The sequence below is a fragment of the Ensifer sp. 4252 genome, from assembly GCF_050434565.1.
Classification (GTDB): Bacteria; Pseudomonadota; Alphaproteobacteria; order Rhizobiales; family Rhizobiaceae; genus Ensifer.
In genome coordinates this window covers 20231-44810 of sequence record NZ_JBNDIU010000007.1, presented here as the reverse complement: position 1 = coordinate 44810, position 24580 = coordinate 20231, and the positions used below count along the sequence as shown (strand labels likewise).

At 60.5% G+C, this 24580-nt stretch carries 19 protein-coding genes and 1 pseudogene; 12 read left to right on the top strand and 8 right to left on the bottom strand.

All coding sequences use genetic code 11. From position 1 onward, the window contains the following. Positions 1 to 162 precede the first annotated feature (162 nt). Positions 163 to 6624 carry a putative Ig domain-containing protein gene (locus ABIE33_RS15800; protein WP_429126492.1) on the top strand — a complete coding sequence of 2154 codons (6462 nt, stop codon included), beginning with the start codon at positions 163 to 165 and terminating at the stop codon, positions 6622 to 6624. A 208-nt stretch (positions 6625 to 6832) separates the two neighbouring features. On the opposite strand, the gene ABIE33_RS15795 is transcribed toward ABIE33_RS15800, so the two are convergent. From ABIE33_RS15795 to ABIE33_RS15785, 3 genes are all read right to left on the bottom strand, one after another. Beyond that, positions 6833 to 6952 carry a hypothetical protein gene (locus ABIE33_RS15795; protein WP_429126490.1) on the bottom strand — a complete coding sequence of 40 codons (120 nt, stop codon included), beginning with the start codon at positions 6950 to 6952 and terminating at the stop codon, positions 6833 to 6835. A gap of 197 nt (positions 6953 to 7149) precedes the next feature. Continuing rightward, positions 7150 to 7671: a universal stress protein gene (locus ABIE33_RS15790; RefSeq protein WP_429126488.1), complete on the bottom strand. Its 522-nt coding sequence runs from the start codon at positions 7669 to 7671 to the stop codon at positions 7150 to 7152. Positions 7672 to 7974: 303 nt separating this feature from the next. After that, positions 7975 to 8190: a hypothetical protein gene (locus tag ABIE33_RS15785; protein ID WP_429126486.1), complete on the bottom strand. Its 216-nt coding sequence runs from the start codon at positions 8188 to 8190 to the stop codon at positions 7975 to 7977. Here ABIE33_RS15785 and ABIE33_RS15780 point away from each other — a divergent pair, their 5' ends adjacent. The 5 genes and pseudogenes from ABIE33_RS15780 to ABIE33_RS15760 all read left to right on the top strand — a co-directional run bounded on the left by ABIE33_RS15780 (position 8191) and on the right by ABIE33_RS15760 (position 11924). After that, complete coding sequence (locus tag ABIE33_RS15780; protein ID WP_429126484.1) at positions 8191 to 8625, top strand: hypothetical protein; 435 nt, start codon at positions 8191 to 8193, stop codon at positions 8623 to 8625. A 360-nt stretch (positions 8626 to 8985) separates the two neighbouring features. Continuing rightward, positions 8986 to 9678: a CBS domain-containing protein gene (locus tag ABIE33_RS15775; protein WP_429126482.1), complete on the top strand. Its 693-nt coding sequence runs from the start codon at positions 8986 to 8988 to the stop codon at positions 9676 to 9678. 591 nt (positions 9679 to 10269) lie between these two features. Next, positions 10270 to 10611, top strand: a complete 342-nt coding sequence (locus tag ABIE33_RS15770) for a DUF5335 family protein (RefSeq protein WP_429126480.1) — start codon at positions 10270 to 10272, stop codon at positions 10609 to 10611. A 121-nt stretch (positions 10612 to 10732) separates the two neighbouring features. Next, positions 10733 to 10975 (top strand): annotated as a pseudogene (locus ABIE33_RS15765) (alcohol dehydrogenase catalytic domain-containing protein); the annotation flags it as partial. 124 nt (positions 10976 to 11099) lie between these two features. Beyond that, positions 11100 to 11924 carry an alpha/beta fold hydrolase gene (locus tag ABIE33_RS15760; protein ID WP_429126478.1) on the top strand — a complete coding sequence of 275 codons (825 nt, stop codon included), beginning with the start codon at positions 11100 to 11102 and terminating at the stop codon, positions 11922 to 11924. A gap of 705 nt (positions 11925 to 12629) precedes the next feature. Here ABIE33_RS15760 and ABIE33_RS15755 read toward each other — a convergent pair. The 4 genes from ABIE33_RS15755 to ABIE33_RS15740 all read right to left on the bottom strand — a co-directional run bounded on the left by ABIE33_RS15755 (position 12630) and on the right by ABIE33_RS15740 (position 17375). Further along, positions 12630 to 13655: an ABC transporter permease gene (locus ABIE33_RS15755; protein ID WP_429126476.1), complete on the bottom strand. Its 1026-nt coding sequence runs from the start codon at positions 13653 to 13655 to the stop codon at positions 12630 to 12632. A 35-nt stretch (positions 13656 to 13690) separates the two neighbouring features. Beyond that, complete coding sequence (locus ABIE33_RS15750; protein ID WP_429126474.1) at positions 13691 to 15232, bottom strand: sugar ABC transporter ATP-binding protein; 1542 nt, start codon at positions 15230 to 15232, stop codon at positions 13691 to 13693. A 163-nt stretch (positions 15233 to 15395) separates the two neighbouring features. Further along, positions 15396 to 16325 (bottom strand): sugar ABC transporter substrate-binding protein, encoded by a 930-nt coding sequence (locus ABIE33_RS15745; RefSeq protein WP_053250057.1) that lies wholly within the window; start codon positions 16323 to 16325, stop codon positions 15396 to 15398. A gap of 237 nt (positions 16326 to 16562) precedes the next feature. Beyond that, entirely contained in the window at positions 16563 to 17375 is an 813-nt protein-coding gene (locus ABIE33_RS15740) for a TIM barrel protein (RefSeq protein WP_429126471.1), read from the bottom strand. 351 nt (positions 17376 to 17726) lie between these two features. On the opposite strand from ABIE33_RS15740, the gene ABIE33_RS15735 reads away from it, so the two are divergent. Further along, a complete protein-coding gene (locus tag ABIE33_RS15735; protein ID WP_429126469.1) occupies positions 17727 to 18776 on the top strand; it encodes a capsular biosynthesis protein in 1050 nt (349 codons plus the stop codon). A 28-nt stretch (positions 18777 to 18804) separates the two neighbouring features. Here ABIE33_RS15735 and ABIE33_RS15730 read toward each other — a convergent pair whose 3' ends face one another. After that, on the bottom strand, positions 18805 to 19836 hold the full coding sequence (locus ABIE33_RS15730) for a LacI family DNA-binding transcriptional regulator (RefSeq protein WP_429126467.1): 1032 nt from the start codon (positions 19834 to 19836) through the stop codon (positions 18805 to 18807). 164 nt (positions 19837 to 20000) lie between these two features. Here ABIE33_RS15730 and ABIE33_RS15725 point away from each other — a divergent pair, with 164 nt between their 5' ends. From ABIE33_RS15725 to ABIE33_RS15705, 5 genes are all read left to right on the top strand, one after another. Next, positions 20001 to 21092: a fatty acid desaturase family protein gene (locus ABIE33_RS15725; protein ID WP_429126465.1), complete on the top strand. Its 1092-nt coding sequence runs from the start codon at positions 20001 to 20003 to the stop codon at positions 21090 to 21092. A 36-nt stretch (positions 21093 to 21128) separates the two neighbouring features. After that, positions 21129 to 21446 (top strand): MocE family 2Fe-2S type ferredoxin, encoded by a 318-nt coding sequence (locus tag ABIE33_RS15720; RefSeq protein WP_429126463.1) that lies wholly within the window; start codon positions 21129 to 21131, stop codon positions 21444 to 21446. Positions 21447 to 21488: 42 nt separating this feature from the next. Then, positions 21489 to 22727, top strand: coding sequence for an NAD(P)/FAD-dependent oxidoreductase (locus tag ABIE33_RS15715; protein ID WP_429126462.1), 1239 nt, complete (start codon positions 21489 to 21491; stop codon positions 22725 to 22727). A gap of 53 nt (positions 22728 to 22780) precedes the next feature. Beyond that, positions 22781 to 23578, top strand: coding sequence for a 3-methyl-2-oxobutanoate hydroxymethyltransferase (locus ABIE33_RS15710; RefSeq protein WP_429126460.1), 798 nt, complete (start codon positions 22781 to 22783; stop codon positions 23576 to 23578). Between the two features lie 86 nt (positions 23579 to 23664). After that, positions 23665 to 24483, top strand: coding sequence for a sterol desaturase family protein (locus ABIE33_RS15705; RefSeq protein ID WP_429126458.1), 819 nt, complete (start codon positions 23665 to 23667; stop codon positions 24481 to 24483). Positions 24484 to 24580 lie beyond the last annotated feature (97 nt).

Genomic DNA, 24580 nt, shown 5'->3' with positions numbered 1-24580 from the left:
CAGGTTTGAGAAACTTTTTGAACGGGTTTCTCGCTAAAGTCGCACGATGCAGGGTTGTGTGACTCAAGATTACATGGCAATCAGTGGGTGAGGCGGTGAACGGACTGATCGTGGCGATGGACTTCCGTCCATGTGACGTGCCGTGCGCACAAGGGCGGGACAATGGCGCAGAAATCGATTGGTTGGGCAAACCTGGTGTGCGGATATCGCACGAATGTTGCCTACGTTCTTGCTTTGGTGGTGTTCGCCTGCCTGGCGGCGCTGTGGCCGATATCACCGGCTCAGGCGGCTTGTAGCTCACCGCAGACGGCAACTATAAGCTCGGGCGGTACGGCAACCTTTACCTGCGCGGATTTCGGCTTTATTTCGCCGGCCAACGTATCCCCGTCCCACGGCAGCCTGACCTTCGGAATGCCGTCAAACACTTCGGCGCTCATCTACACTAACAACGGCGACGGTGCGACATCCGACACGTTCATCGTCAAGGATGATTTCGCGACGCCGATTACATTCAACATCACGGTCAATCCGTCGACCTCCCCGCTGACGGTCACGCCCTCGAGCGTTGCCACGCCGGTGATCGGCACGTCCTATCATCAGACGCTCAGCACGAGCGGCGGAACCGGCCCCTATACCTATTCGCTCGTCGCAGGCAGCAATCTGCCGCCCGGCCTTTCCCTTTCCTCCTCCGGTGTCATCTCCGGTACACCGACCGGCTCGGGTCCCTACAATTTTACCGTCCGTGTTGTCGATTCGACGACGCCGACGGCCAATACGCTCGATAAGGCCTACAGCGTTCTCATCGCCGCGCCTGTCATCGACGTGACACCGGATACTCCGCCGGACGGCGGCGTGGGTGCGGCCTATAGCGTCCAGTTCTCCGCAAGCGGTGGTACTCCGGGCTATACCTATACCCGCGACAGCGGCAGCCTGCCCGCCGGGCTTACGCTCTCGGCCAGCGGGCTCCTGTCCGGCACGCCATCGGCGGTTGGCAGTTCGACCTTCAACCTGAAGGTCCAGGACAGCACCACCATCTCGACCGGCGGGGTGCACTTCATCACGCAAAACGTTACCGTCACCGTCAATGCCTTCCCGCCGGTGTCGCTGACGCCGGCAAGCGGCACGGCGCTTTCGGCCGGCGTGGTGGGAACCTCCTATTCCAACGCATCGATCTCGGCGAGCGGGGGGTCTGGTACAATCACCTACGCGGTCACCGCCGGCGCACTGCCGGCAGGCCTCAGCATCAATGGATCGACTGGCGCGATCACTGGCACGCCCACAGTGGGCGCGATTGGAACCGCGAATTTCACTGTGACGGCGACGGCTGCGACTTCCGGTTCGGCTACGGCCAGCTACTCGATAACGGTGTCAGCTCCACCGGTGGTGCTGACGCCGGCGAGCGGCGCTTTGACCGGCGGTACCGTGGGGGTGTCCTACTCTAACACCTCGATCTCGGCGAGCGGCGGTGTCGGGACGATCACCTATGCGATAACGGCCGGCTCGCTGCCGGCGGGTCTTTCCATGAATACATCGACCGGTGCGATCAGCGGGACGCCGACGGCGGGTGGGTTCGGCACGGCGAACTTCACGGTGATGGCGACGGCCGCGACAACGGGCTCGGCTTCGGCGAGCTACTCGCTCGCGGTCGCAGCACCACCGGTGGTGCTGGTGCCGGCGAGCGGCGCCTTGGTGGGCGGCACGGTTGGCGAGATCTATCCTGGTGCGTCAATCACGGCGAGCGGTGGACTCGGAACGATCAGCTACGCGGTCACATCGGGTGCTCTTCCTGCAGGCCTCGCCCTGAATGCATCGACCGGTTCGATCAGTGGTACGCCGACGGCCGGCGGGTTCGGCACATCCAATTTCACAGTGACGGCGACAGGCGCAACCGCGGGCTCGGCTTCGGCCAGCTATTCGATCACGGTGGCCGCGACGCCGGTGGTGCTGATACCGGCAGACGGAACAACGCTTACGGCAGGAACGGTTGGGGTTGCCTATTCAGACGCATCTATTTCGGCGACCGGAGGCGCGGGCTCAATCTCCTATTCGGTGACCGCTGGCGCGCTGCCGGCGGGCGTCACCCTGAATGCATCGACCGGTGCAATCAGCGGCACGCCGACGGCGGGCGGGTTCGGTACGGCCAATTTCGAGGTGACGGCCACGGCCGCGACCAGCGGCTCGGCTACCGCCAACTATACGATCATAGTTGGAGCACAACCAGTGGTGTTGACACCGGCCACAGGTACGGCTCTGACGGCCGGCACGGTCGGTTCTGCCTACTCACAGACGATTTCGGCGAGCGGCGGTGTGGGTGCGTTCACCTATGTGGTTAGCAGCGGAGCGGTACCCGATGGCCTCTCTCTGAATGCGACGACCGGCACGATCAGCGGCACGCCAACAGCGGGTGCATTCGGCACGGCGAACTTCACGGTGACGGCCACAGCGGCCACCTCTGGTTCGGCTTCGGCGACCTACTCGATTGAGGTCGGAGCTCCGCCCTTGGTCATGACACCGGCCAGCGGTGCGGCGCTTTCGGCCGGTACTGTTGGTGCGTCCTATCCGGGTGCGTCGATCTCCGCAACCGGCGGCCTGGGGAGCCTCAGCTTTTCGGTGACATCCGGTGCGCTTCCTGACGGCCTTACGATTGACCCGGCAAGCGGTGCGATAACGGGTACGCCGACTGCAGCCGCACTCGGCACTTGGACTTTCACCGTGACGGCTATCGCGGCGACAAGCGGCACCGCTTCGGCAAGCTATACGATCACGGTGGTGGCGCCACCGGTGGTGCTAACGCCAGCAACCGGCACGACCCTTGCGGGCGGCATGGTCGGATCGTCCTACTCGGAGACGTCGATCTCGGCGAGCGGCGGTGTGGGTGCGATCAGCTATGCCGTGACATCGGGCGCTCTCCCGGCAGGCCTTGCCATTGATCCGGCCACCGGCGAGATATCAGGAACGCCGACGGCAGCCGGCTTTGGCACGGCGAACTTTGGCGTGACGGCCACGGCGGCCACGGCAGGTTCTGCTTCGGCCAACTACACGATCGTAGTCGGGGCACTGCCGGTCGTAATGACGCCGGCAAGCGGCACGGCGCTTTCGGCCGGCACGGTCGGTTCGTCCTACTCCGACACTTCCGTCTCGGCGAGCGGCGGCGCAGGGGCGATCACCTTTGCGGTGACCGCCGGATCCCTGCCTACCGGCCTCACGCTCAACGGATCGACCGGCGCGATCACCGGCACGCCCACTGATGCCGCGCTCGGCTCGGCGAATTTCACCCTGACAGCGACAGCGGCGACCAGCGGCAGCAGTACTGCAAGCTATACGATTGTCGTGGGCGCGCCGGCCGTCGTGCTGACACCTGCAACCGGTACGGCGCTTTCGGGCGGGACGGTGGGTGCCGCCTATTCGGGCGCCACGATTTCTGCCAGTGGCGGTGTCGGAACATTCAGTTACGCGGTGACATCAGGCGCTCTGCCGACCGGCCTGAGCCTCGATGCATCCACCGGGGCAATTACCGGCACTCCGACACTTGCAGCGCTTGGAACGGCGAACTTCTCGGTGACGGCAACCGCGGCGACCAGCGGCTCGGCTGCGGCCAACTACTCGATCACCATCGCGGCCCCGCCGGTGGTGCTGACGCCGCCGGGCGGCGCACTGGCGACTGGCGTCGTCGGCGCGTCCTATTCGGATACCTCGATCTCGGCGAGCGGCGGCGTGGGTACAATCAGCTATGCCATCACGTCCGGTGCATTGCCGGCGGGTCTGAGCATCGATGCGACAACCGGTGCCATCACCGGCACGCCGACAGCGTCCGGGTTCGGTACGACAAACCTCACGGTCACGGCGACGGCTGCAACCGCTGGCTCCGCCTCGGCCAGCTACACGATCACGGTGGGTGCTCCGCCCGTCGTCCTCACCCCGGCAACAGGCACAGCGCTTTCCGGCGGGACGGTGGGATCCACCTATTCGGACACATCGATCTCCGCGAGTGGCGGTGTCGGTACGTACAGCTATGCGGTGACATCCGGCGTGCTGCCGGCGGGTCTGGCACTTGATGCGGCGACCGGCGTGATATCAGGCACGCCGACGGCGGCTGGCTTCGGAGCGGCAAGTTTCACTGTTACGGTAACGGCAGCGACTAGCGGTACGGCCTCGGCCACCTATTCGATCGCCATTGGAGCGCCGGCTCTGGTGCTGACGCCGGCCACCGGCACGGCGCTTACGGCCGGCACCGTCGGCTCGTCCTATTCGGATGCGTCAATCACAACGGTCGGCGGTGTTGGTACGATCAGCTATGCGGTAACGGCCGGATCACTGCCGGCAGGCCTGAGCCTGAATGCCTCGAACGGCGCGATATCGGGCACGCCGACGGACGGCGCGCTCGGAACGGCGACCTTCACCGTGACAGCAACTGCCGCAATCAGCGGCTCTGCCTCTGCAGCCTACTCCATCACGATCGGGGCGCCGACCCTGGTGCTCTCTCCGGCCACGGGCACAGCACTTTCCGGCGGCACGGTTGGCTCGTCCTATTCGGACACTTCGATCTCAGCGAACGGCGGTGTTGGTACGATCAGTTATGCGGTAACGGCCGGTTCGCTTCCAGCGGGCCTCAGCCTGAATGCGTCGAACGCCGCGATATCAGGCACGCCGACAGTCGGAGCGCTCGGCACGGCGAACTTCACGGTGACGGCGACTGCGGCGACCAGTGGCTCCGCCACTGCGAACTATTCGATCACGGTCGCCGCTCTACCGGTCGTGCTGACGCCGGCCACAGGCGCGGCGCTTCCATCCGGCACACTTGGCGTCGCCTACTCGGACACGTCGATTTCCGCAAGCGGCGGTGTTGGTGGTGGTTTTACTTACGGCGTGACATCAGGCGCCTTGCCAGGAGGCCTTATGCTGGATGGGGCCAGCGCCCGCATCTCCGGAAGGCCGACCGCTGACGGTGACTTCCGCTTCACCGTGACAGCAACGGATGCGAGCGGTGCCACAGGGCAGGCGAACTATACGCTCTCCGTCCTTTCCACCAGTTTCGTCTTCAGCCCACCTGCCGGTGCGCTGCCAGACGCCATGGTCGGCGAAGCCTATTCCGCGCGCATTTCGGTCACCGGAGGCGTCGGCGGGCTCATTTACAGCATTAAGAGCGGCGACTTGCCGAAGGGCATGGTCCTAAACATATCCACCGGAGAGCTGACAGGGCCAATCGCCGGCGATGCGACGCCCGATGATTACCGCTTTACGATTGCCGTCGTCGACAGCCGCGGCGCAAGTGGATCGGCGGCCTATACGCTGAGACTGAAGGGGCGAGCGGTGACCGTACCCGACGTCGTCGTCGACGTTCCCGCCGGGTCGACGCCGAAGAACGTCTACCTCAACAGTGGTGCAACTGGTGGTCCATTCGTCAGCGCCGCAATTGCTTCCGTTACACCGCCCAACGCTGGTAAGGCGGAGATTATCGAAGGTGAACTCGCGGCTGCCGGCAGCTTTACACCGGTCGGCTATTACCTCAGGTTTACGCCCAATCCGTCCTATTCTGGCTCTGCCGTCATCGGTTACACGTTGCAGAGCGCGCTCGGGACTTCGAATGTCGGACGCGTTACCTACAGGATTGCCCTGGACCGAGTGGCTGCGGGAGAGGAAATCGACAGTCTTGTTCGCGATTTCGTCCGCACGAGGCAGAACCTGTTGTCATCGACAGTCAGGGTCCCAGGCCTCCTCGATCGGCGCAAGGCTGCAGGGAGCACCGATCCGGTAACGACGGCCGTCACGCCATCCGAAAGAGGCGCACGTCTTGGCTTCTCCTCCAGCCTCGCCCAGATCCAGGCGGCACGCGATGCCGCCGATGCGGCCGCGGCCGGCGAAACCTTCGTGATGACCAATCGCCCCTTCGACATCTGGATGAACGGCAGCTTCCTGTTCCATAAAGACGAAGACGACAAAAGCGACAAATGGGGTAACTTCGGGCTGTTTTCCGTCGGCGCCGACTATCTCGTCAATGAGGGCACGCTCGTCGGCCTGTCATTCCACTACGACTACATGACGGACCCGACCGACGAGGACGCCGAACTGAAGGGCAATGGCTGGCTTGCCGGTCCCTATGCCTCGTTCGAAATCGGCAAGGGCCTCTTCCTCGATGCCAACTTGCTCTATGGCGGCTCGTCGAACGACATCGACACGGGTATCTTCCACGGCAGCTTCGACACTAGCCGCTGGATGGCGGATGTGAAGCTCACGGGCGAATGGCAACTGGACGAAATGACCGTGCTCACGCCGAAGCTCCGCGCGGTCTATTTCACCGAGGAGACTGAGGACTATTCGGTCTCCAATTCCCTCGGCGAAACAATCGATCTCAAGGGCTTCATAGAGGAACAGGCCCGCTTCAGCATCGGGTTCGATGTCGAGAGAACGCTGGAGCTGGAAAGCGGACTAACGCTATCACCGTCGATCGGCGCGGATATCGGCTTTGCCTCGCTTGATGGCGAAGGCCTGTTCGGGAGGGTCTCGGCCGGGCTCGCTCTCTCCAACAACGACAACTGGAATATCGACTTTTCACTGCTGTTTAACGTCGAGGGCGATGGCTCACGATCGGGCGGCGCGAAAATTGGCGCTCGCGTGAGCTTTTGACTAAAGCAGCTTACCACCTGTGTTCGGTGAAAATCGTATTGACAACCGGCCTGTCCGAAAGTCGCTACGCCCACCGGCAGCGGCTATGGCCCTGCACCAGCAGGTAAAAGCTTCAACCCGGTGAGTTGCTGTGACCGCCAATGTCTTGCCCGAGGTGGATGCTGTTTTATTGACCTGCGCGACATGAGCCCGGCTTGTTCACCTCACCCTAGCCGTGCATAGCGGACGTGAGACCCGTGCGCCGTTCACGTGCAAAATGGCGCTTGGCGGAGAGAACCAGCACAACTCTCTCAAGGTGATCGCGTACATAGGTCGTCACATGCGCCACTTCGCATATTGGATCGCCACCCGCGGCGGATCGGCGCCATTTAAGCTGCACATCGCGGGCGAACGTTGGGCGCCGGGAGTGAAGATGAGGTTCCAACAGCAAGCCATATGAACATGATCCGACTTAAAGCACAGCAATTGTACGAGCGAGGCGCTCAGACGGGTCGCTAGTGTTCTGCGGATTCCGTGCTGTCTAACTCATCGCACCACCATGACGGAGCAAAGGGCCCGCTGGACGATCTTTTGCGAAACACTGCCGAGCACCAACCCCGACAATCGTCCGAGGCCACGACTGCCAACAACGATTAAGTCGGCACCAATCTCCTGGCCAACCGTCAGAACTGTCTCCGCATAGTCGCCCGGCTCGACCCGTTGTCTCACGTCCTTGACGCCTATAGCCCGGACTTCTTCCGCTGCATCTTCTGCGATGCGCTCGCCGAGCACCGCCACCGTCTCGCCGATGTCGACCTGCGCACTTTGAAACAAATCATGCATCGAAAGGAAGGTTTGCTCCTGGCCAGGCAGTACTACCCCCGCCACGCTTCGAACCAGCTGCTCGGGTCGAGCCAGTCGGTTCATCTCGTCAGCCCTTAATCCATGCAGGATGACGTGGAGGATCGTAACACTCGCCCCGATTGCCCTCGCGAAGTTTGCGGCAAGGGCTACAGCTTCTTGCGCCTTGTCTGAGCCGTCGGTTGCGACAAGTATGTGTCTGATCATAGCCATTCTCCCATTTCTAAGTCTGCCCGACTTCAGCGGGATGGCATTGACTGTGGTCAAAACAACGACGACCGGTTGACCAGTTCGATGGCGTCAAGGCAGCGGCCCGTCAGACGTGACTGGCGTAGCGCGCGTTCAAATGGGTGCACGGCGATGGCCGTGACGATATCAACTATCGGCTGATCCGCGCTTGGGCTCTTTTTCGAAGTTATCGTCGATCTGTTACCTGTCTATAACGGCCGAAAGTGACGTGCCGGTTCGGCGCTGAATGCCGATAGACCCGTCGCTTTGCCTTTGATGCCTCTAGTCGCCTGAGTTCCGACCATCCTTACGCTGCGCCTTGATATAGGCGACGAGGTCGGCAATTTCGGCGCGCGTCAGCGACAGATTGGGCATGCGCGAATGCTCGGGAGCCGACAAGAAGGCCGTCAGCTGGGCTTCGTCAAGGCGATCTGAAGCCTTGATCTCCGCGAATGTTGGAACGGCATCGGAGCCGTGGCCTTGCCCGGGTGCAACCATATGGCATTCGCTGCACCACCGAACGGCGATGCTGTGGCCGCGGGCGAGGTCGGCCGCGGCACCCTCCTTGGAGGACAGCAGGAAAAAGGCAACGACGACCGCATTCTTAAGCCTTTCGGCCCTGATGAATGGCACGGTCTTGCCTCGCTATATTACTGTCTGTACGGCCAAATTTTCGACCAGGTGCTTCTCGTCTTGATGAAGACGATTTGCGGTTTTCTTAGCGAGCGACGCGCCAATTTCGGCGATCCGGGCTCCCTCTTGGGCATAGTCGATAAACGCGTTTTGGCAAAAGCTGCACCAAACATCGAACAGGTCGCTCATGTGATCGGGCTGTTGGCTGCTTTCGAGGAGGCGCAAGTGGCTATCGAGGCGTTTCCCAAGAAACTTCACCCCCTCGATCTGATAACGCAGGGTCGCCTCGATCGCCGCTAATTGAGCGCGTGCGACTGGCAATTGCGCACTTGCAATGTCGGTCAAAGCAAATTCGGACGACGGGTCCGGCCAGAAGGATGGCCTCGATTGGGGAATGGCTGCTGCTTGCATGGTCTAGCTCCTTCTTGCCGACGTTGATCGAGTTGACGTGCACGCCTTTGCTGCATCGGTGCCCGCCTGAGCGATACCGGCAGACTGCAAGCATCCTATAGAGGTCCGGCATCCGCATCTTTGATGCCGATCAATGCGTCATCACTCGGAGCGCGATTAAGAATCCTCGTGTCCAATATTTGACGGGCATCAATCTGAAGTACCGCTCCTGGGATATAGTACTCGTCATTCAAGGCCGAGGAGGCCCAGATGCGCGCCGCGGACATCATGACCAGAACGGTCATAACCATCAGCCCCGACCACAGTGTAAGACATGCCGCACGGATGATGCTCGACAACCATATCAGTGGCTTGCCGGTATGCGACGATGAAGGGGTGTTGGTGGGTATGCTGTCGGAGGGGGACTTGCTGCGACGCGTCGAGTTGGGATCGTCGGCACTTGGAAAGAAGGACACAAGCTCGTCAACGCAAGTCGCCGAGGCATACATCAAAGGGCACGGCTGGCGCGTCGGCGACGTGATGACACGAGGCTCCCTGACGGTTGGGACCGATACACCAGTAGGCCAGATCGCTGAGTTGATGGCAAAAAGAGCCATAAAGCGAGTTCCCGTCATTCGTGATGGCCGGATTGTCGGTATCGTCAGCCGTCGTGACATTCTCGAACTGATAGCTGCGGCTGAACCTGAAAGATCCGCCAGTGGTGACGAGGCGATCAAGAGCGCCGTGCTGGCGCGTCTTGCATCTGATCTGGCGCTCGATCGAAACCTCATCGAGGTGAGGGTCGATCGCGGTGTCGTTAGTTTGTGCGGCACGGTCGAAAGTGGAGTGAAGCGCTTGGCTGCACGCGTCGCAGCGGAAGCCGTCGATGGCGTCGGATGCGTGAGAAATGAGCTGCGGGTTGCCCATGAGACAGCGAGCGCGCCTCCCAAACCGACGCAGTGAGTGATACGCGGGCTTGCGATCGCGCTCAACCCAATCAGCGACGTTTCCGGCGAGGCGGCGGGCATTTCCTCGACGAGCAAGATCCGCATTTGTCATGCTCGGCAACGGCGGAGTGCAGGGGGCAACATCGCAAGCGCAATCGCAAAGCTCGGTGGCAGGCCCAAAACGATCAGTCCTGCCGGTGGCGAGAGGCGAGGCAACCGTATAGCAATTCCAGTTTGCCGGCGCCGCAAGCGCGGCGGTCGCAATTGTGACGGACGGCGAACGGTACCCGTACGAGCCGTCCTGGCAGGCGGTTGTGACAGTTAGCCACTCAGGTCCGATTGCTGACCGGGTTATTGACCTCCGACAAAGCCGCCGGCTCGTTCGAGAGTTACTATGTCAACTCTGTGAGAATGAGCGCGCGCATGGCGATGAACCACTGCGTCCCTACGAACAGCGTCGTTGCATCAGATTTTCGAAGGAACCTTCGCGGTGCCGGAACGCCTGGACGGGCAGCGAAACTTCGAGACGCGAATGTCGGCAAGAAATGGGCGGCCCGTCGAAATAGGTGGCCCGTCACCAGACAGATCAACAAGAGGAGCATGAACCATGACTAGTCGTGTATTGGCCAGGTCGGAATGGCATTCCTTCTTCGAACGGGTGGCGAAAGCCCTCCAAGGCAAGCGCGCCGACGTCGAAGTGACGGGGATTCACCTCGGTGACCAGATCCAGGCAAAATCAGTCCCGCTGCTTGGCATAACCTTTGATCAAAAGGATGATCTGCTTGAGATCGCCATGGAAGGTCTTGATCATCTCATTCACAAACCGACAAGTATTGCGGTACTCGAGGGTCCCGATGGGCTCAGCGCTTTGGAGATTGTGGATGCCGATCAGAACCGACAGATCGTAACATTGGTGAGCCCGGTCTGCCTTCCGCCGCCAGGAGCGTAGCAAGCGCAAAAGAGCAGCGGTTCACACGCCGACCACAGTCGCAGCCCCCCGTGAGCGTGGTGTTTGGTCTTCCATCAGCGTTTGTTGTGTCCGTTGAGGTATTCGATGAAGGCGATGGTGCTTGCCCGGAAGGCCATTGGTCTTGAAGGAACTTGCCGATCCACAACCTGGCCCATGCGAGATCCGCTTGCGCGTCGAGGCCTGGGCAGTGTGCCGCACCGACTTGCACGTGATTGACGGCGAACTGAAACTTCCGCTGGTGCCGGGCGACGAGATTGTAGGGGGCGTTGAGGCAGTTGGTCCTGGTGTGGCACCGTCTCGGCTTCGGTGCCGTGTCGGGGTTCCTTGGCTCGGCTACACCTGCGTTCCGGCTCTGAAAACCTCAGTCCCGGTGCGACTGGGTCATTTTTGCGGTATCATTAGCCAAATGGCATCCCGGTAATGCCACAGTCACCTTGATGGTGTGAATTTGGCATGAGGGTGAAGGGGTGATTGAATCGATTTCACAAGAGCACTTCTCAGCGCTAAAGCGGACCGCCGTGCTACCGAACGGGGTCCGGCTCGCGTACGTTGAGATGGGCGACCCTGACGGCGTGCCTATCCTCTTGCTACACGGGTTTACGGACAGCGCCCGAAGCTGGAGCTTGACCGCGCCGCATCTCACAACGGGCTTTCGCATCGTAGCACCAGACCTGCGCGGCCATGGGAGTTCGGACAAGCCTGAGGGGTGTTACACTATTCCCGAGCTGGCGAATGATGTCCGGCTCCTGATAGAGGTGTTGGACCTTGTGCCGACGCACGTCGTCGGCCATTCGCTTGGGGGGCGGCTTGCGCAGGCGATTGCTGAGCGGTGGCCCCATATCGTCGGGAAAATCGTTCTTATGTCCACATCCGCCGCGTTGCGTGAACGTCGAGGGTGGTTGTGGGAAAACATCCAGAATCTCCGCGATCCAATCGATCCCGAAGGCGCGTTCATAAGTGAGTGGTGTTCTGGGGGGGGCCTGGTCGACGAACGTTTCCTCGCGTATGCCCGCCGTGAAAGCGCCGCGGTGCCATCACGAATCTGGCATTCCATCTATTATGAGCAGCTTGCCTATGATCCGTCGCCGCTTTTGCAGGATATTTCCGCGGCGACTCTCATCCTGCGGGGCGAGGAGGATGTGATCGCGACTGAGGAGCATCAGGCGAATATGAAAAAGGCCATCTTCGGTGCAGAGTTCATTTCCCTTCCAGGGCGCGGCCATAACCTCCATTGGGAAGCCCCTGAAAAGGTCGCCAGCTTAATTCGGACTTTTCTGGAACGCCATCGATAGTAAGTGCAGTTGCACCGCTCCCGGCGCCAGGTCGCCATGGACACCGCACGGAAACGGCTGGTGGCATTTAGTACGAAATTCCGGGACTATCGCCAAACATTCGATCGGTGCCATCATCGATGTCCAGCAGGCAGATCACCTTTGCGCCCATGCCAAGGATCGGTCGAGTGATTGATTTACAGAATTTTTCGCGAAGCCCCTACGGGGCCGCCTATGTCCTAGCGCTGGACAGACGCTTCATCGGTCCCGCTACGCTCAACGAACCGCTGAAGCCAGGTATAGGGGGCCTGCCGACGCCATCGGCGGCTGGGAGCGTGGGGTGTCGGCAAGGTTGTTTCCTGCACAACCCGTTGCTGCTCGAAGACATCGATGACCGGCGCGCATACCCTCAATCGTCACAGCGCGATTGGGAGCGCGCTCGCAAGCGCTGTGCCAGCGCCGAACGACACCACTCGGTTGGAAATGATCCCGCGCCGCTGTGAGCAGCCTCAAACAGGCTCGAGCGCTATTGCGATCAATACGGGCGGTTCAGGATGATGCAGGCGTACGGCAATCCGACTAGGGATCCGCTTCTTATCTGGGCCCGGTAACCCGCTTGCTGCCCATTGGCTACGAGCTGCTACCATCGCAGGTACAAAAAAGCCGGGATGATTCTTATCATCCCGGCCAGTTGGCTCACTGGGAGGAGAGGTCTTCTTTGGAAGATCAGGCTTTCTTGCGGTTCTTCTGTCGATAGACATCGATAACGACGGCTGCGACGATGATCAGGCCCTTGACGATTTCCTGGTAGTAGGCGTCGACCCTGAGGAAGGTGAAGCCGGAGGTCATGACGCCAAGGATGATCGTGCCGATCACGGTGCCAGTGATGCGGCCGACGCCACCGGTCAGCGACGTGCCACCGATGACGGTCGCCGCGATCGCATCGAGTTCATACATCACGCCCATGCCGGCCTGCGCCGTCTGAGCGCGGGCGGCGGTAACCACGCCGGCGAGGCCTGCCAGCATGCCGGCAATGGCGTAGACCTTGATCAGATGCGCCTCGACATTGATGCCCGAGACCCGGGCTGCCTGAACGTTGGCGCCGATGGCGTAGGTGAACTTGCCGTAGCGGGTGTAGCGCAGAGCGATGTGGAAGATGACGGCCACCGCCAAGAACACGACCACAGGCCAGATACCGGTGCCGATGAAATTGAACTGCTCGGTGAGGCCGGAAACCGGCTGGCCCTTGGTGTACCACTTGGAAATGCCCCGCGCCGAAACCATCATGCCGAGCGTGGCGATGAAGGGCGGAATCTTGGTTCGGGCGATCAACTGGCCGTTGATGAGGCCCGCAAGCAGGCCGACACCGATGCCAAGACCGATCGGCACGATGGCAGGTAGGTCCGTCAGCGACGGATAGAGTGCACGCGGCCAGGTGGAGGCTTGCGCCACGCTCGCCGAGAACATAGCAGTCATGCCGACCACGGAGCCGGAGGAGAGATCGATGCCGCCGGTGATAATGACCTGGGTCACGCCCACGGCGATGATGCCGATCACGGCAACCTGCAGGATCATGATCGTCAGGCGCTGCGGGTTTAGGAGGAAGCTCTGCCCGACGAAAATCCAGCCGAGGATTTCGTAGACGAGCGCGATGCCGATCAGCACCAGGAAGATGCTGAATTCGGGCGGCATCCGACGCTTGGTGCCCGGAAGGGCCGAGCCGGTGCCTTGTGCGGCGACATTGGTTTCCATTGTTCGTTCCTCCCTGTGGTCCGTTCGGTTCGCGCTTAGCTGGCGGCGAGTTCCATGACCTTGATCTGGGTTGCCTCGGCACGGTCGAGGATGCCTGTGACGCGACCCTCGTGCATGACCATGATGCGATCGCTCATGCCCAGGACCTCGGGCATTTCCGAAGAAATCATGATGACGGCAACGCCGTTGCGGGCGAGTTCGGTGACGAGGCGGTGGATCTCGGCCTTGGCTCCGACGTCGATGCCGCGCGTCGGCTCATCGAGGATCAGGATGCGCGGGTTGGTCAGCAGCCAGCGGCCGATCAGCACCTTCTGTTGATTGCCACCGGACAGGTTTTCTATCCGCTCCTGCAGGTTGGGCGTCTTCACCCGAAGCTTGCGGCTCATCTCCTCGCAAGCGGCGGTGATATCCTTCTCGGCGACAAAGCCGCCTTTGACGAAACGGTCCTGCAGCACGGCGATCTGCATGTTTTCGAGCACGTCGAGGATCAGCAGACAGCCAGTGTCCTTGCGGTCTTCCGTCAGGAAGGCCATGCGGTTGCGGATGGCGGTGTTGGGGCTGTCGATCGAAACGGTCTTGCCGTCGATGGAAATCGTGCCTGAACTCGCAGGCGTCACGCCAAAGAGCGTCTCGGCGACATTCGAGCGGCCGGAGCCGACCAGTCCGGCGATCCCGAGGATCTCACCGGCTCGCACGTCGAAGGAAACGTCGCGGAACACGCCATTTAGCGTCAGATTGTTGACCGAAAGCATGACGTCGCCGATCGGTACTTCTTCCTTCGGGAACATCTGGGTAATTTCGCGTCCGACCATCATGCGGATGATGTCGTCGCGGGTGACGTCGCTTGAAGCATGCGTGCCGATATATTTGCCATCACGGAAGACCGAGAACTCGTCGGCAATCTCGAATAGCTCGTTCATCTTGTGGGTGATGTAGACGATGCCGATGCCCTGAGAGCGCAGGTCACGGATGATTTCGAACAGGTGCGCGACCTCGCGCTCCGTCAAGGCCGACGTCGGCTCGTCCATGATCAACACGTCGGATTCGTAGGAGACCGCCTTGGCGATCTCGACCATCTGCCGGTTAGCAACCGAGAGGTGGCGAACCTCGATCTCCGGGTCGAGCTTAATGTTCAAGCGATCGAACAGCCGGGCGGTGATCCGTCGCATCTCGCCATGATCGACAAAGCCGAAGCGGTTTTTCGGTTCGCGCCGGATCCAGATGTTTTCGGCAACCGTCATGAACGGCATCAGGTTCAGCTCCTGATGGATCATGGCGATGCCGTTTTCGAGCGCGTCGAGCGGCGACTTCAGCCTGATGTCGGCGCCCTTCAATCGCACCTCGCCCTTATCGGGCGTATAGATCCCGGCAAGGATCTTCATCAGTGTTGATTTGCCGGCGCCATTCTCACCCATCAGCGCATGGACAGTGCCGCGCTTCAGGCGGAAGGACACATCGTCGAGCGCGACGACGCCTGGAAATTCCTTGCGAATGCCTTCGACGCTGAGAAGGTATTCGGCGTTGGGTACGGCGCCGCTGGCGCGCACGGCGGCCATCGTTGTCGGACTGAGCGTCATTGTCATTGCCTCCCCGTCAATTCCGGCTTTCGCGGAAAAGTCCTCGCAGCTGGTGGGTCAACCAGCCATTCTCCTTGCAGGCGCCATTCTCCAGGATCAGCGCACCTGCCGCGGGACTGTTTTGGTTGGGAGCGCGAGATGTCCCGCGCTCCCAATGCAAGCATCAGTTCTTCGCCTGGTAGCTGGCCATGTTTTCCTTCGTGACAAGTTCGAAGGGGATGTAGACTTTCTTTTCGACCGGCTCGCCCTTGGCGAGTTTGAGGGCGGCATCGACAGAGCCCTTGCCTTGGCCGGCGGCGTTCTGGAACACCGTCACGTCGAGGTCACCTGCGGCCAGGGCTGCAAGCGCATCCTGTGTCGCATCGATGCCGCCGATGACGACGCTGTCCATCGGACGGCCAGCAGCCTTCAGCGCCTGGATCGCGCCGATCGCCATTTCGTCGTTGTTGGAAATCACGGCGTCAAACTCAAGGCCGGCAGAAAGCCAGTTGGTGAGTAGGTCCGACCCTTGTGTGCGCGACCAGTTGGCGGTTTGCTCCTCGACGATCTCGATACCCTTGCAGGCTTCCGTCGCCAGCACGTCATGGATGTCCTTGGTGCGCATGCGGGCAGCCTGGTTGGAAAGCTCACCCATCATGACGACGGCCTTGCCCTTGCCGCCGAGCATCTTGCAGATTTCCTGGGTCTGCAGCGTGCCGGATTCCTGTTCGTTGGAAGCGACGAACGCCTGCTTTTCCGGCAGGGTGTCGACGTTAACAGGTTCGCGGTTGACGTAGACGAGCGGAATGCCCGCGTCAGCGGCGATCTTCGACATCGCGGCCGTTGCGTCGGTATCAACAGGATTGACGATGATGGCGGTGACGCCGGCTGCGATGAAGTTCTGGATCTGGCTCTGCTGCTTCGAAACGTCGTTCTGCGCGTCCTCGATCTGCAGATCGACGCCGTCGAGCGTCTTGGCGTAGTCGGACATGCCGTTGCGCAGCACCGTCAGGAAGTTGTCGTCGAACTGCGCCATGGAAACGCCGATGGTTTCGGCATGCGCTGCCGTCGACATCATCACCGCCATGGCTGTACCCAGCAGGAATTTCTTCATTGTCTTTCTCCTCCACATTTGGTGCCCGGCCACACCTTCTCCAGCCGGAAACGCTGACCACATCGGGTCGCGCCCATCCCTGATCGGAAGCGGTACTCCCGCCACGCTCCGATCAAAACGGAATAAAAGAACCAGTGATTTGCAATTACGGAATATGTATTCCATTTTATGCGGGCGCCGTCAAGGGTGTCTTTCGACGCCTCGCTGCGTTTTCCGGTTCTCGGCCGGCTCCGTCGGTCAGCTATGGGCTTCGATATAAGCCATGCTGGTTTTGAGGGCGTCTGCCGGATCGGCAACGCCATGGACTTCATCGGCGAAGGGTTCAAACGAGAAGGGGCCGGAATAGCCTGCAGCCTTCAGGCGGCGGATCTGCCCGACATTGTCGAGGGTGTCGTTCTCGTCGACCAGAAGGCGATGCGAATCGCGCAGATCGGCGATCGCGACCCCGCTGTCTGTGACGCCCGATATATGAACGAGGCCGGTCATCTCCGGGTAGATTGCCGGCTCGCCAGCGAGATGGTGATGGAAGGTGTCATGCACAATACGGAAAGTGGCCTCGCCACGGACTGCCTTTATGCCATCAACAGCTTCCATCTTCGAGCGAAGCGAGCAGATCTCGAAGCCGAGGGGCTCGACAAGGCCAATGATGCCGGCCGCGTCGAGCGTCGGCTTCAGCGCCGAAAGGGCTTGCTTCAGATTGGCCTGACGCTCGCCATCAGCCTGGCCGCTGCCGTCATTAACAGGAACAAGGACAAGCGCCTTGGCGCCGCAGTCCCGGGCGTAGGAGATCAGGTGCTCGGCTTCGTCCGCGCGGGTTTCATTCCATTCATTAAAGCGCTGAAGGGCGTTGATGGAGATGATCGTCAGTCCATGTTCCGCGGCAAGTGCTGCCACGTCTGCGGCAGGCGTGCCGTCCAGAATGGCGTTGTCGGTCAGGTCATTGCGGATCTCGACGGACCTCATGCCGAGGGCGCGCGCAAGTGCGAAGAAAGCAGCGACCGACAAGCCGGGCGTCGTCATGTGGTTAAGCGCGAAGGGCAGGGTGGTCATGGGAATGTCTCCTCTAGGTCTGGTTTGTCACTAGCAATAAATGGAACGTTCATTCCATTTATAGCTATCCGGACAAATCGCCCATGGCTAGGAGGCAGCTCAAATGTGTGCGGTCAAAGCACTTGCATTGTTGCAAGATTGTCTTTTTCAGATGATGGAATCCGATCAGATTCCAGGTGATCTCGTTGCAGATCTACTGTCGGTAGTACGACTGCTTTTGAGCTCTTGTTCAGTTAGCCTCGATCGAGAAAGCTGTCGTCAACCGGCCGACCTATCGCAAGTTCGGTTTGCATTTACCTTTGCAAGGTGGTTTCTGGCGGAGCGCGCCGTGATGGCTGGCAGAGTGAGAATATGGACGTGCTCGACAATCCCGCACCCACGACGACGCAAGTCCGCCCCTGGCACCCGAAATGGGGGGCACGGCTCGGGGCGACATATTTCGTGCACAAGGCGTTTCCTTGGTTGGGGCAATATTTTGGCGATGCACCGCTTCGCTCGACGCTTGCGCCTGGACTCGATGGTATCGTTTCCTGGGGCGGCCGGCTGCCAGCAAAGACAGCAATGCGAATTGCGCGATTGCGTCAGCTTCCGCATTGGCATCTCGAGGATGGTTTCCTGCGCTCGGTCGGTCTCGGCAAGGATGGAAGTATTCCGATCTCGATTGTCGTTGATGATAAGGCGCTGCCGGTCGATGCTGGCCGCATGTCTCGATTGGAATTGCTGATCGGCGAGGCGGCCAGTGGCTTAGCGCATGATGTCGGTGCTCCGATCCGCGAAGCCCTGGTCGAGCACAAGCTGTCGAAATACAACAACCTCCCTCACCGCGAACCTTGTCTCGCCCCGTCGACACGGCGCAGGATACTGCTGGTCGATCAAGTGTTTGGAGATGTTTCCGTTGAAAAAGCACTCGGCTCGCCCTCTGCCTTTGATCGAATGCTGGATGATGCACTTGCAAGCGGCGCGCAGATCGTCGTTCGCACGCATCCAGACGTAATTGCCGGTCATCGCAAGGGCTATATGACCGAGCGGGCATCGAAGTTACTAGGCGTAACGCTGATGGCCGACAAGGTGTCTGCCGCAGCAATTCTAGCCGTCGTCGATGAGGTCTGGACCGTCTCCAGCCAAATGGGCTTCGACGCGCTTTTGCGTGGCCTTCCCGTTCGTTGTTATGCGACCCCATTTTATGCGGGTTGGGGGCTGACAGAAGACCATGTGGAAGATCGTGCCCAAGTGGCCCATGCGAGGCGGGCAACCGGGCGACCGACCGTCGATCAACTCACTTTCGCAGCGTTCAGCCTCTACCCCATCTATCGCCATCCAAAGACGTGGGCAGTGTTGGAGCCGCTCCAGGCAATTGATTATCTGGTTGAGGAAATTACCGCAACGAGGCGGGATAGCTGACTTTTTTTCCAGGTCGCGCATTGCGCCGTTAGATGTTTTCCGGCGTGAAGAGATCAAAGGGCAGGAAAGTCTGCCCCGGCGCGCCCGTCGGCCCTTTGCCGATTGCCTGCACCATAAGATTGATTGTCTCCCGTGCAAGGGCTCCCGTCGGCGTTGATATCGCCAGGGTCACGACGTCGTCGGCGAGTGCTGAGCGCGATTCCGGGGTCAATTCATTGACGACTGCGATCAGTTTGCCTTCGAGTTTTTCCTCGCGGATCGCCGAGATCGCTCCTTCCATGCCGCCGCCGCAGACATAAAAGCCGGTCAGATCCGGGTGGCGTTGCAAGAGGTTGAGCGTCGCTTCGTGGGTGATCTCGGCGGTGTCGAGATTGACCATCGTGTCGAGCACCTCGAAATCAGGCGCGTGCTCGCGAAAATAGGAGCGAAAGCCGATTTCACGTAGTTCATGACCGAGAAATCGATGGCTGCCGACGAACGCTGCGACCTTGCCCGGTCTCTTTGCGGCCTTTGCAATCATCCAGGCAGCCGTTCTGCCGACCTTATGGTTGTTCAAGCCGATGTAGCCTTCCCGAACCCCCGCTGCAAAGTCGGAAAGCAGCGAGAAAACCGGGATCCCGCGTTCCTTCAGATCTTCGACCACCGCCGTCACCGCCGGATAGTCCGGCGCGACAAGGGCAATCGCCTGATTGCGTGCAGCCATTGCCTTCAGTTTTTCGGTGATGCCCGTCGGTGTGGAGTTGGCGACGAATTCGACCTGGGGCAGGGCGCGTACGTTCGACAGCGCGAGTGCTGCGTTCTCGATCTCCTTGGCCACGGCCTGGTAGAAGGACTGCTGTGGCTTTTGCAGGAGAAAGCCGAGGCGGTATTGCGGCAGGTCCTCGAAGACCCGCTGACGAAGCAAGCCGACTGCATGGTAACCGATGGATTTGGCGGCATCATAGACCCGACGCGCCGTCTCCTCGCGCACCGGATGTCTGCCGTTGAGCACGCGGTCCACTGTGGCAACACTGACGCCCGCGGCGCGGGCAAGATCGGCAATCGTCGGTCTGTTGCTCATTGGCTGCCCCTGAAATGATTCCATCATTCATGAAATGCAGGATTTGATGGTATTTGAGAGAATATATCATCACTGCATTGAGCACTTGCAAAAGTCAACCTATCGTCAGCTCCAAGAGACGAGGAACGGCCGCCGACGTGCGGTTGATTGCGGAGGAGAGAACGATGGCGATGGTTCCAACGAAGCGTGATTACAGCTTGCTTGGGAGGGACGCCCAGGCGGCGGTCGCCAACGGGCTGTCTGCCGCCGAGTGGTACCACACCGAGATACCGCGCAAGCAGATGAAGGAACTGATGAAGCGCGAGGATGGTCCGGCGATCCGCGACACAGCCATCTGGTTCGGCAGCCTCATTTTCTTCGGCGGCCTCGGCGTCTACTTCTGGGGAACCGGGTGGGCGGTCCCCTTCTTTCTCGCTTATGGCGTCCTTTATGGCTCGGCTTCCGATAGTCGTTGGCACGAATGCGGTCACGGAACGGCGTTCAAGACGATGTGGATGAACGACATCGTCTATCAGGTCGCCTGTTTCTTGATCATGCGCAATCCGGTGACCTGGCGCTGGAGCCACACGCGTCACCACACAGACACGGTCATTGTCGGTCGGGATCCTGAAATTGCAGTCATGCGCCCGCCGGATCTGCTTCGGCTCGTCTTAAACTTCTTCGGCATCTTGGATGTTTGGCACGCGGTCATCGACATGGTGCGCAATGCTTTTGGCGTCATTAGCGCAGCCGAGAAAACCTTCGTCCCGGAAATGGAACAGCCGAAGGCAATCCGGATCGCGCGGATCTGGTTTGCCATCTATCTCGCAACGATCGGCCTGTCGCTCTATCTCGGCTCGATCCTGCCGTTGATGCTGATCGGCCTGCCGCGCCTCTATGGTGCCTGGCACCATGTGCTTACCGGTCTGTTGCAGCATGGGGGGCTTGCCGACAACGTCACGGACCATAGGCTGAACAGCCGCACGGTCCACATGAACCCGGTCAGCCGTTTCATCTATTGGAACATGAACTACCACGTCGAACATCACATGTTCCCGATGGTGCCCTATCACGCGCTGCCGCGGCTTCACGCGATGATCAAGCACGATCTGCCCGAGCCCAACCCATCGATGCTTCATGGCTATCGCGAGATGATCCCGGCCTTCCTGCGCCAGTTGAGGAACGAGGACCATTTCCTCAAACGCGAATTGCCGCCAACGGCAAAACCTTATCGCGAAGAATTCCACAGCGATGCCCTGGTGCATGCCGCCGAGTAGGCGGGCCAGCAAACAACCAACATTTGGAGGAAGACCATGAGCGGAAACTGGATCGAGGTCTGTGCGGCCGATGAGATCGACGAGGAGGACGTGATCCGCTTCGACCATGAGGGCCGTACCTTTGCCGTCTACCGCAGCCCTGACGACGAATATTTTGCGACCGATGGTCTCTGCACCCACGAGCACATTCATCTCGCAGACGGGCTGGTGATGGACGACATCATCGAATGTCCGAAACACAATGGCCGCTTCAACTACAAGACCGGCCAGGCCAAGGGCGCACCCGTCTGCGTCAACCTGAAGTCCTATCCAGTCAAGGTCGAGGCCGGCAGTGTTTTCATCGCGGTCGCCTAAGCCGGCGCTCAAGGCGTCCAATAGCGACATTGGGAGAGATACATGAACAGGCCCACGAACAAAATTGTCATCGTCGGCGCCGGCGAGTGTGGTGCGAGGGCAGCATTCGCGCTTAGGGAGAAGGGTTATGAAGGTGACATCGCGCTCATTGGTGCGGAGCCGCATCTGCCTTACGAGCGACCGCCGCTCTCGAAGGACGGCCTAGCCGGGCAGTTCGGCCCCAAATACGTCGCCGACGCTGAACGCTACCAGTCAGCCGGGATCAAGGTGCTTACAGACGCGACCGTTGAGGCCATCGATCGTGGTGCCAAGACGGTGCGGATCGTTGACGGGCGGCAACTCTCCTACGACAAATTGCTGCTGGCGACCGGTGCAAGACCCAGGCCATTGTCGGGCTTGCCACAGACAGCACCGCTTATCCGGATGCTCCGGACGCACGCGGATGCTGCCGCCATCCGCTCAAAGATCGCACCGGGCAAGGTGCTTGCCATTATCGGTGGCGGGTTTATCGGCCTGGAACTCGCCGCGACCGCCCGCAAGCTCGGCGCAGATGTCGTCCTCCTCGAGGGCCTGCCACGGGTGCTTTCTCGTGGCGTGCCGGAAGAAATCGCCGCCGTTGTTGCCGAACGCCATCGACTGGAAGGCGTAGATATCCGCTGCAATGCCAGTATCGCCGGCATCGAAGAACGCGAGGACAAGGTCGAAATCAAGCTTGCCGACGGAGGCATCCTTGTCGCCGACCTGGTCGTGATCGGCATTGGAGCCGTGCCGAACACGGCCTTGGCCGAGGCTGCCGGTCTTGCCATCGACAATGGCATCGCCGTCGATGAGAGGCTTTGCACCTTAGACCCTGACATCTTTGCGGCCGGCGATTGCTGCTCCTATCCTCTCAGGCACTATGATAACAGGCGGATAAGGCTTGAAGCCTGGCGAAACGCGCAGGATCAAGGAACGCTTGCCGCGGCCAACCTGATGGGGGCTGCCGAGACGATTGCGAGCGTGCCGTGGTTCTGGTCGGATCAATATGACCTGACGCTGCAGATCGCCGGCCTTGCCGATGGTGCTGTGATGACGGTGCAGCGGGACCTTGGCGATGGCGCCTTCATTCTCTTTCATCTTGACGCCAACGGTCGACTGATCAGCGCGAGCGGCATCGGCACAGGAAACGCGATCGCTCGCGACATCCGCCTTGCCGAGATGCTCATTGCTGCCGGGAAAACGCCGGATCCGCAGGCGCTCGGCTCAATCGACACCAAGCTGAAGGCGCTGCTCGCCGCCTGAGGCATGATGCTTTTTCCGTCCATCATAACAACGACCGATATCCGGAGATCCTGATGCGAAACCGTCGCCCGACCGTTGCCGACCTTCTTTCGATGAAAGGCAAGAGGCAGTTGACGATGCTGCGGGTCGAAACACTTGATGAGGCGGAGGCAGCCGAAGCCGCCGGCATCGACCTGGTCTCCGTGCCGCCGGCGCTGCTCGGGCCCGAGTTCCGCGAAGTTGCCCCGACTTGTTTTGCCTTTCCAGGCCTCGAATATGGCGATCTCGTCACGGCGGATGAATATATCCGCGCCGCGTTCAAGGCGCTCAAGGCGGGAGGCGACGCGGTTTACTGCGCGGCAAGCCTCTCTACCGTTCGCCGCATGCGCGAAGAGGGCATCCCGGTCTGCGGTCATGTCGGCCTCATCCCCTCCAAAGCTACCTGGACAGGCGGGTTTCGCGCCGTCGGCAAAACGGCGGCAAGCGCCATCGAGATCTGGCGCCAGGTAAAGGCGCTGGAAGGGGCAGGCGCCTTTGCCGCGGAGATCGAAGTGGTGCCGGGCGAGGTCGCCGCCGCGATCAGCGTGAAAACGTCGATGCTCATGCTGTCGATGGGAGCCGGCACGGGCTGCGACGCACAGTACCTCTTCAGCGATGACGTGCTCGGCGCCAATCGTGGCCACGTTCCCCGTCACGCAAAAATCTACCGCAACTTCACCGCCGAGTATGAGCGCCTGCAGCGCGAGCGCATCGCCGCCTTCACGGAGTTTGCCGAAGACGTCCGTTCCGGCGCCTATCCCGACAAAGGCCATCTTGTCGGGATCGACAAAGCGGAACTGAGCGCGTTTCTATCGGATCTGGAACGGGTCTAGGCTGGGGAGTTGCCTTGCCTTGCTCGATCGGGTTGGTGTATTCAGCGTGTCTGATTATTTCCCACGATGCAGCACCGGATCTCCACTTGAACGCGTTCGTCCAGGGTACCCTGACTTTTCTCGCCATTCTTGCGGTCGTCTACGCCGCGACGGTGCTCGTTTATTTTGCGCTCGGCTACGGCATCACCTGGCTCAACGATCGCAACCCGGAGCGGCGCATCCAGAAGGGGCGGCGTGGGGAAAAACGCAAAGGCGTCGAGATCCGCCAGAGCATGGCGTCCATCCTCGTGACCTGCACGTCCGTTGCGATAGGTCTCTTTGCCCAGTATCAGGGCTGGACATTATTCGCACCCTGGGCCTTCAACTGGTGGACGGCGGTGCCGCTCTTCCTGCTCTGCATGGTGCTGTTCGACGCCTGGTTTTATTTCGCGCACCGGCTGCTGCACACCAAGCTGTTCTACAAATATCACCTGCTGCATCATCGAAGCGTCGCCCCGACCGTGTGGAGCAACGATTCCATCGGCCTCGTGGATACGGCCCTGTCGCAAGGCTTTTACGCTGTCATCGCCTTTGTGGTGCCGTTTCCGCCGCTGATCCTGCTGGCGCACAGGCTGTTCGACCAGATCAACGGCACATTCGGCCATGCGGGTTTCGAATATTTTGCCTCGCCGACGGCGCGCTACCCTTGGCCGCTGCTCTGCACCACCTATCACGATCAGCATCACGCCGAGTTCAAATACAACTACGCGAACTATTTCTCCTTCTGGGACCGCGTGCTCGGCACGATCTCACCGGTCTATGACCGGCGGGTGGAGACGTTCGAGGGCGAAGCGCCGGCCATCAGCCTCAAGCGGCCGTCGCAGTCGTCTCCTGCACAAGAGGCGACGGCAACCCCTGATCGGTAGTTTACGGCCAGGGCCGCAACGCCATTTTCTTTGATATCCGAGTTCGTTAGGTGATTTTTCTCGTTCCGCAAACAACCTAAGATCACCGTGCCTCGTC

Coding starts and splice junctions, on each gene's coding strand:
- ABIE33_RS15745 (WP_053250057.1), bottom strand. CDS start 16,325: ATGAAGAAATTCCTGCTGGGTACAGCCATGGCGGTGATGATGTCGACG.
- ABIE33_RS15725 (WP_429126465.1), top strand. CDS start 20,001: ATGGCGATGGTTCCAACGAAGCGTGATTACAGCTTGCTTGGGAGGGAC.
- ABIE33_RS15740 (WP_429126471.1), bottom strand. CDS start 17,375: ATGACCACCCTGCCCTTCGCGCTTAACCACATGACGACGCCCGGCTTG.
- ABIE33_RS15730 (WP_429126467.1), bottom strand. CDS start 19,836: ATGAGCAACAGACCGACGATTGCCGATCTTGCCCGCGCCGCGGGCGTC.
- ABIE33_RS15755 (WP_429126476.1), bottom strand. CDS start 13,655: ATGGAAACCAATGTCGCCGCACAAGGCACCGGCTCGGCCCTTCCGGGC.
- ABIE33_RS15735 (WP_429126469.1), top strand. CDS start 17,727: ATGGACGTGCTCGACAATCCCGCACCCACGACGACGCAAGTCCGCCCC.
- ABIE33_RS15775 (WP_429126482.1), top strand. CDS start 8,986: ATGCGCGCCGCGGACATCATGACCAGAACGGTCATAACCATCAGCCCC.
- ABIE33_RS15780 (WP_429126484.1), top strand. CDS start 8,191: ATGGCATTCGCTGCACCACCGAACGGCGATGCTGTGGCCGCGGGCGAG.
- ABIE33_RS15720 (WP_429126463.1), top strand. CDS start 21,129: ATGAGCGGAAACTGGATCGAGGTCTGTGCGGCCGATGAGATCGACGAG.
- ABIE33_RS15710 (WP_429126460.1), top strand. CDS start 22,781: ATGCGAAACCGTCGCCCGACCGTTGCCGACCTTCTTTCGATGAAAGGC.
- ABIE33_RS15790 (WP_429126488.1), bottom strand. CDS start 7,671: ATGATCAGACACATACTTGTCGCAACCGACGGCTCAGACAAGGCGCAA.
- ABIE33_RS15770 (WP_429126480.1), top strand. CDS start 10,270: ATGACTAGTCGTGTATTGGCCAGGTCGGAATGGCATTCCTTCTTCGAA.
- ABIE33_RS15750 (WP_429126474.1), bottom strand. CDS start 15,232: ATGACGCTCAGTCCGACAACGATGGCCGCCGTGCGCGCCAGCGGCGCC.
- ABIE33_RS15715 (WP_429126462.1), top strand. CDS start 21,489: ATGAACAGGCCCACGAACAAAATTGTCATCGTCGGCGCCGGCGAGTGT.
- ABIE33_RS15800 (WP_429126492.1), top strand. CDS start 163: ATGGCGCAGAAATCGATTGGTTGGGCAAACCTGGTGTGCGGATATCGC.
- ABIE33_RS15785 (WP_429126486.1), bottom strand. CDS start 8,190: ATGGTTGCACCCGGGCAAGGCCACGGCTCCGATGCCGTTCCAACATTC.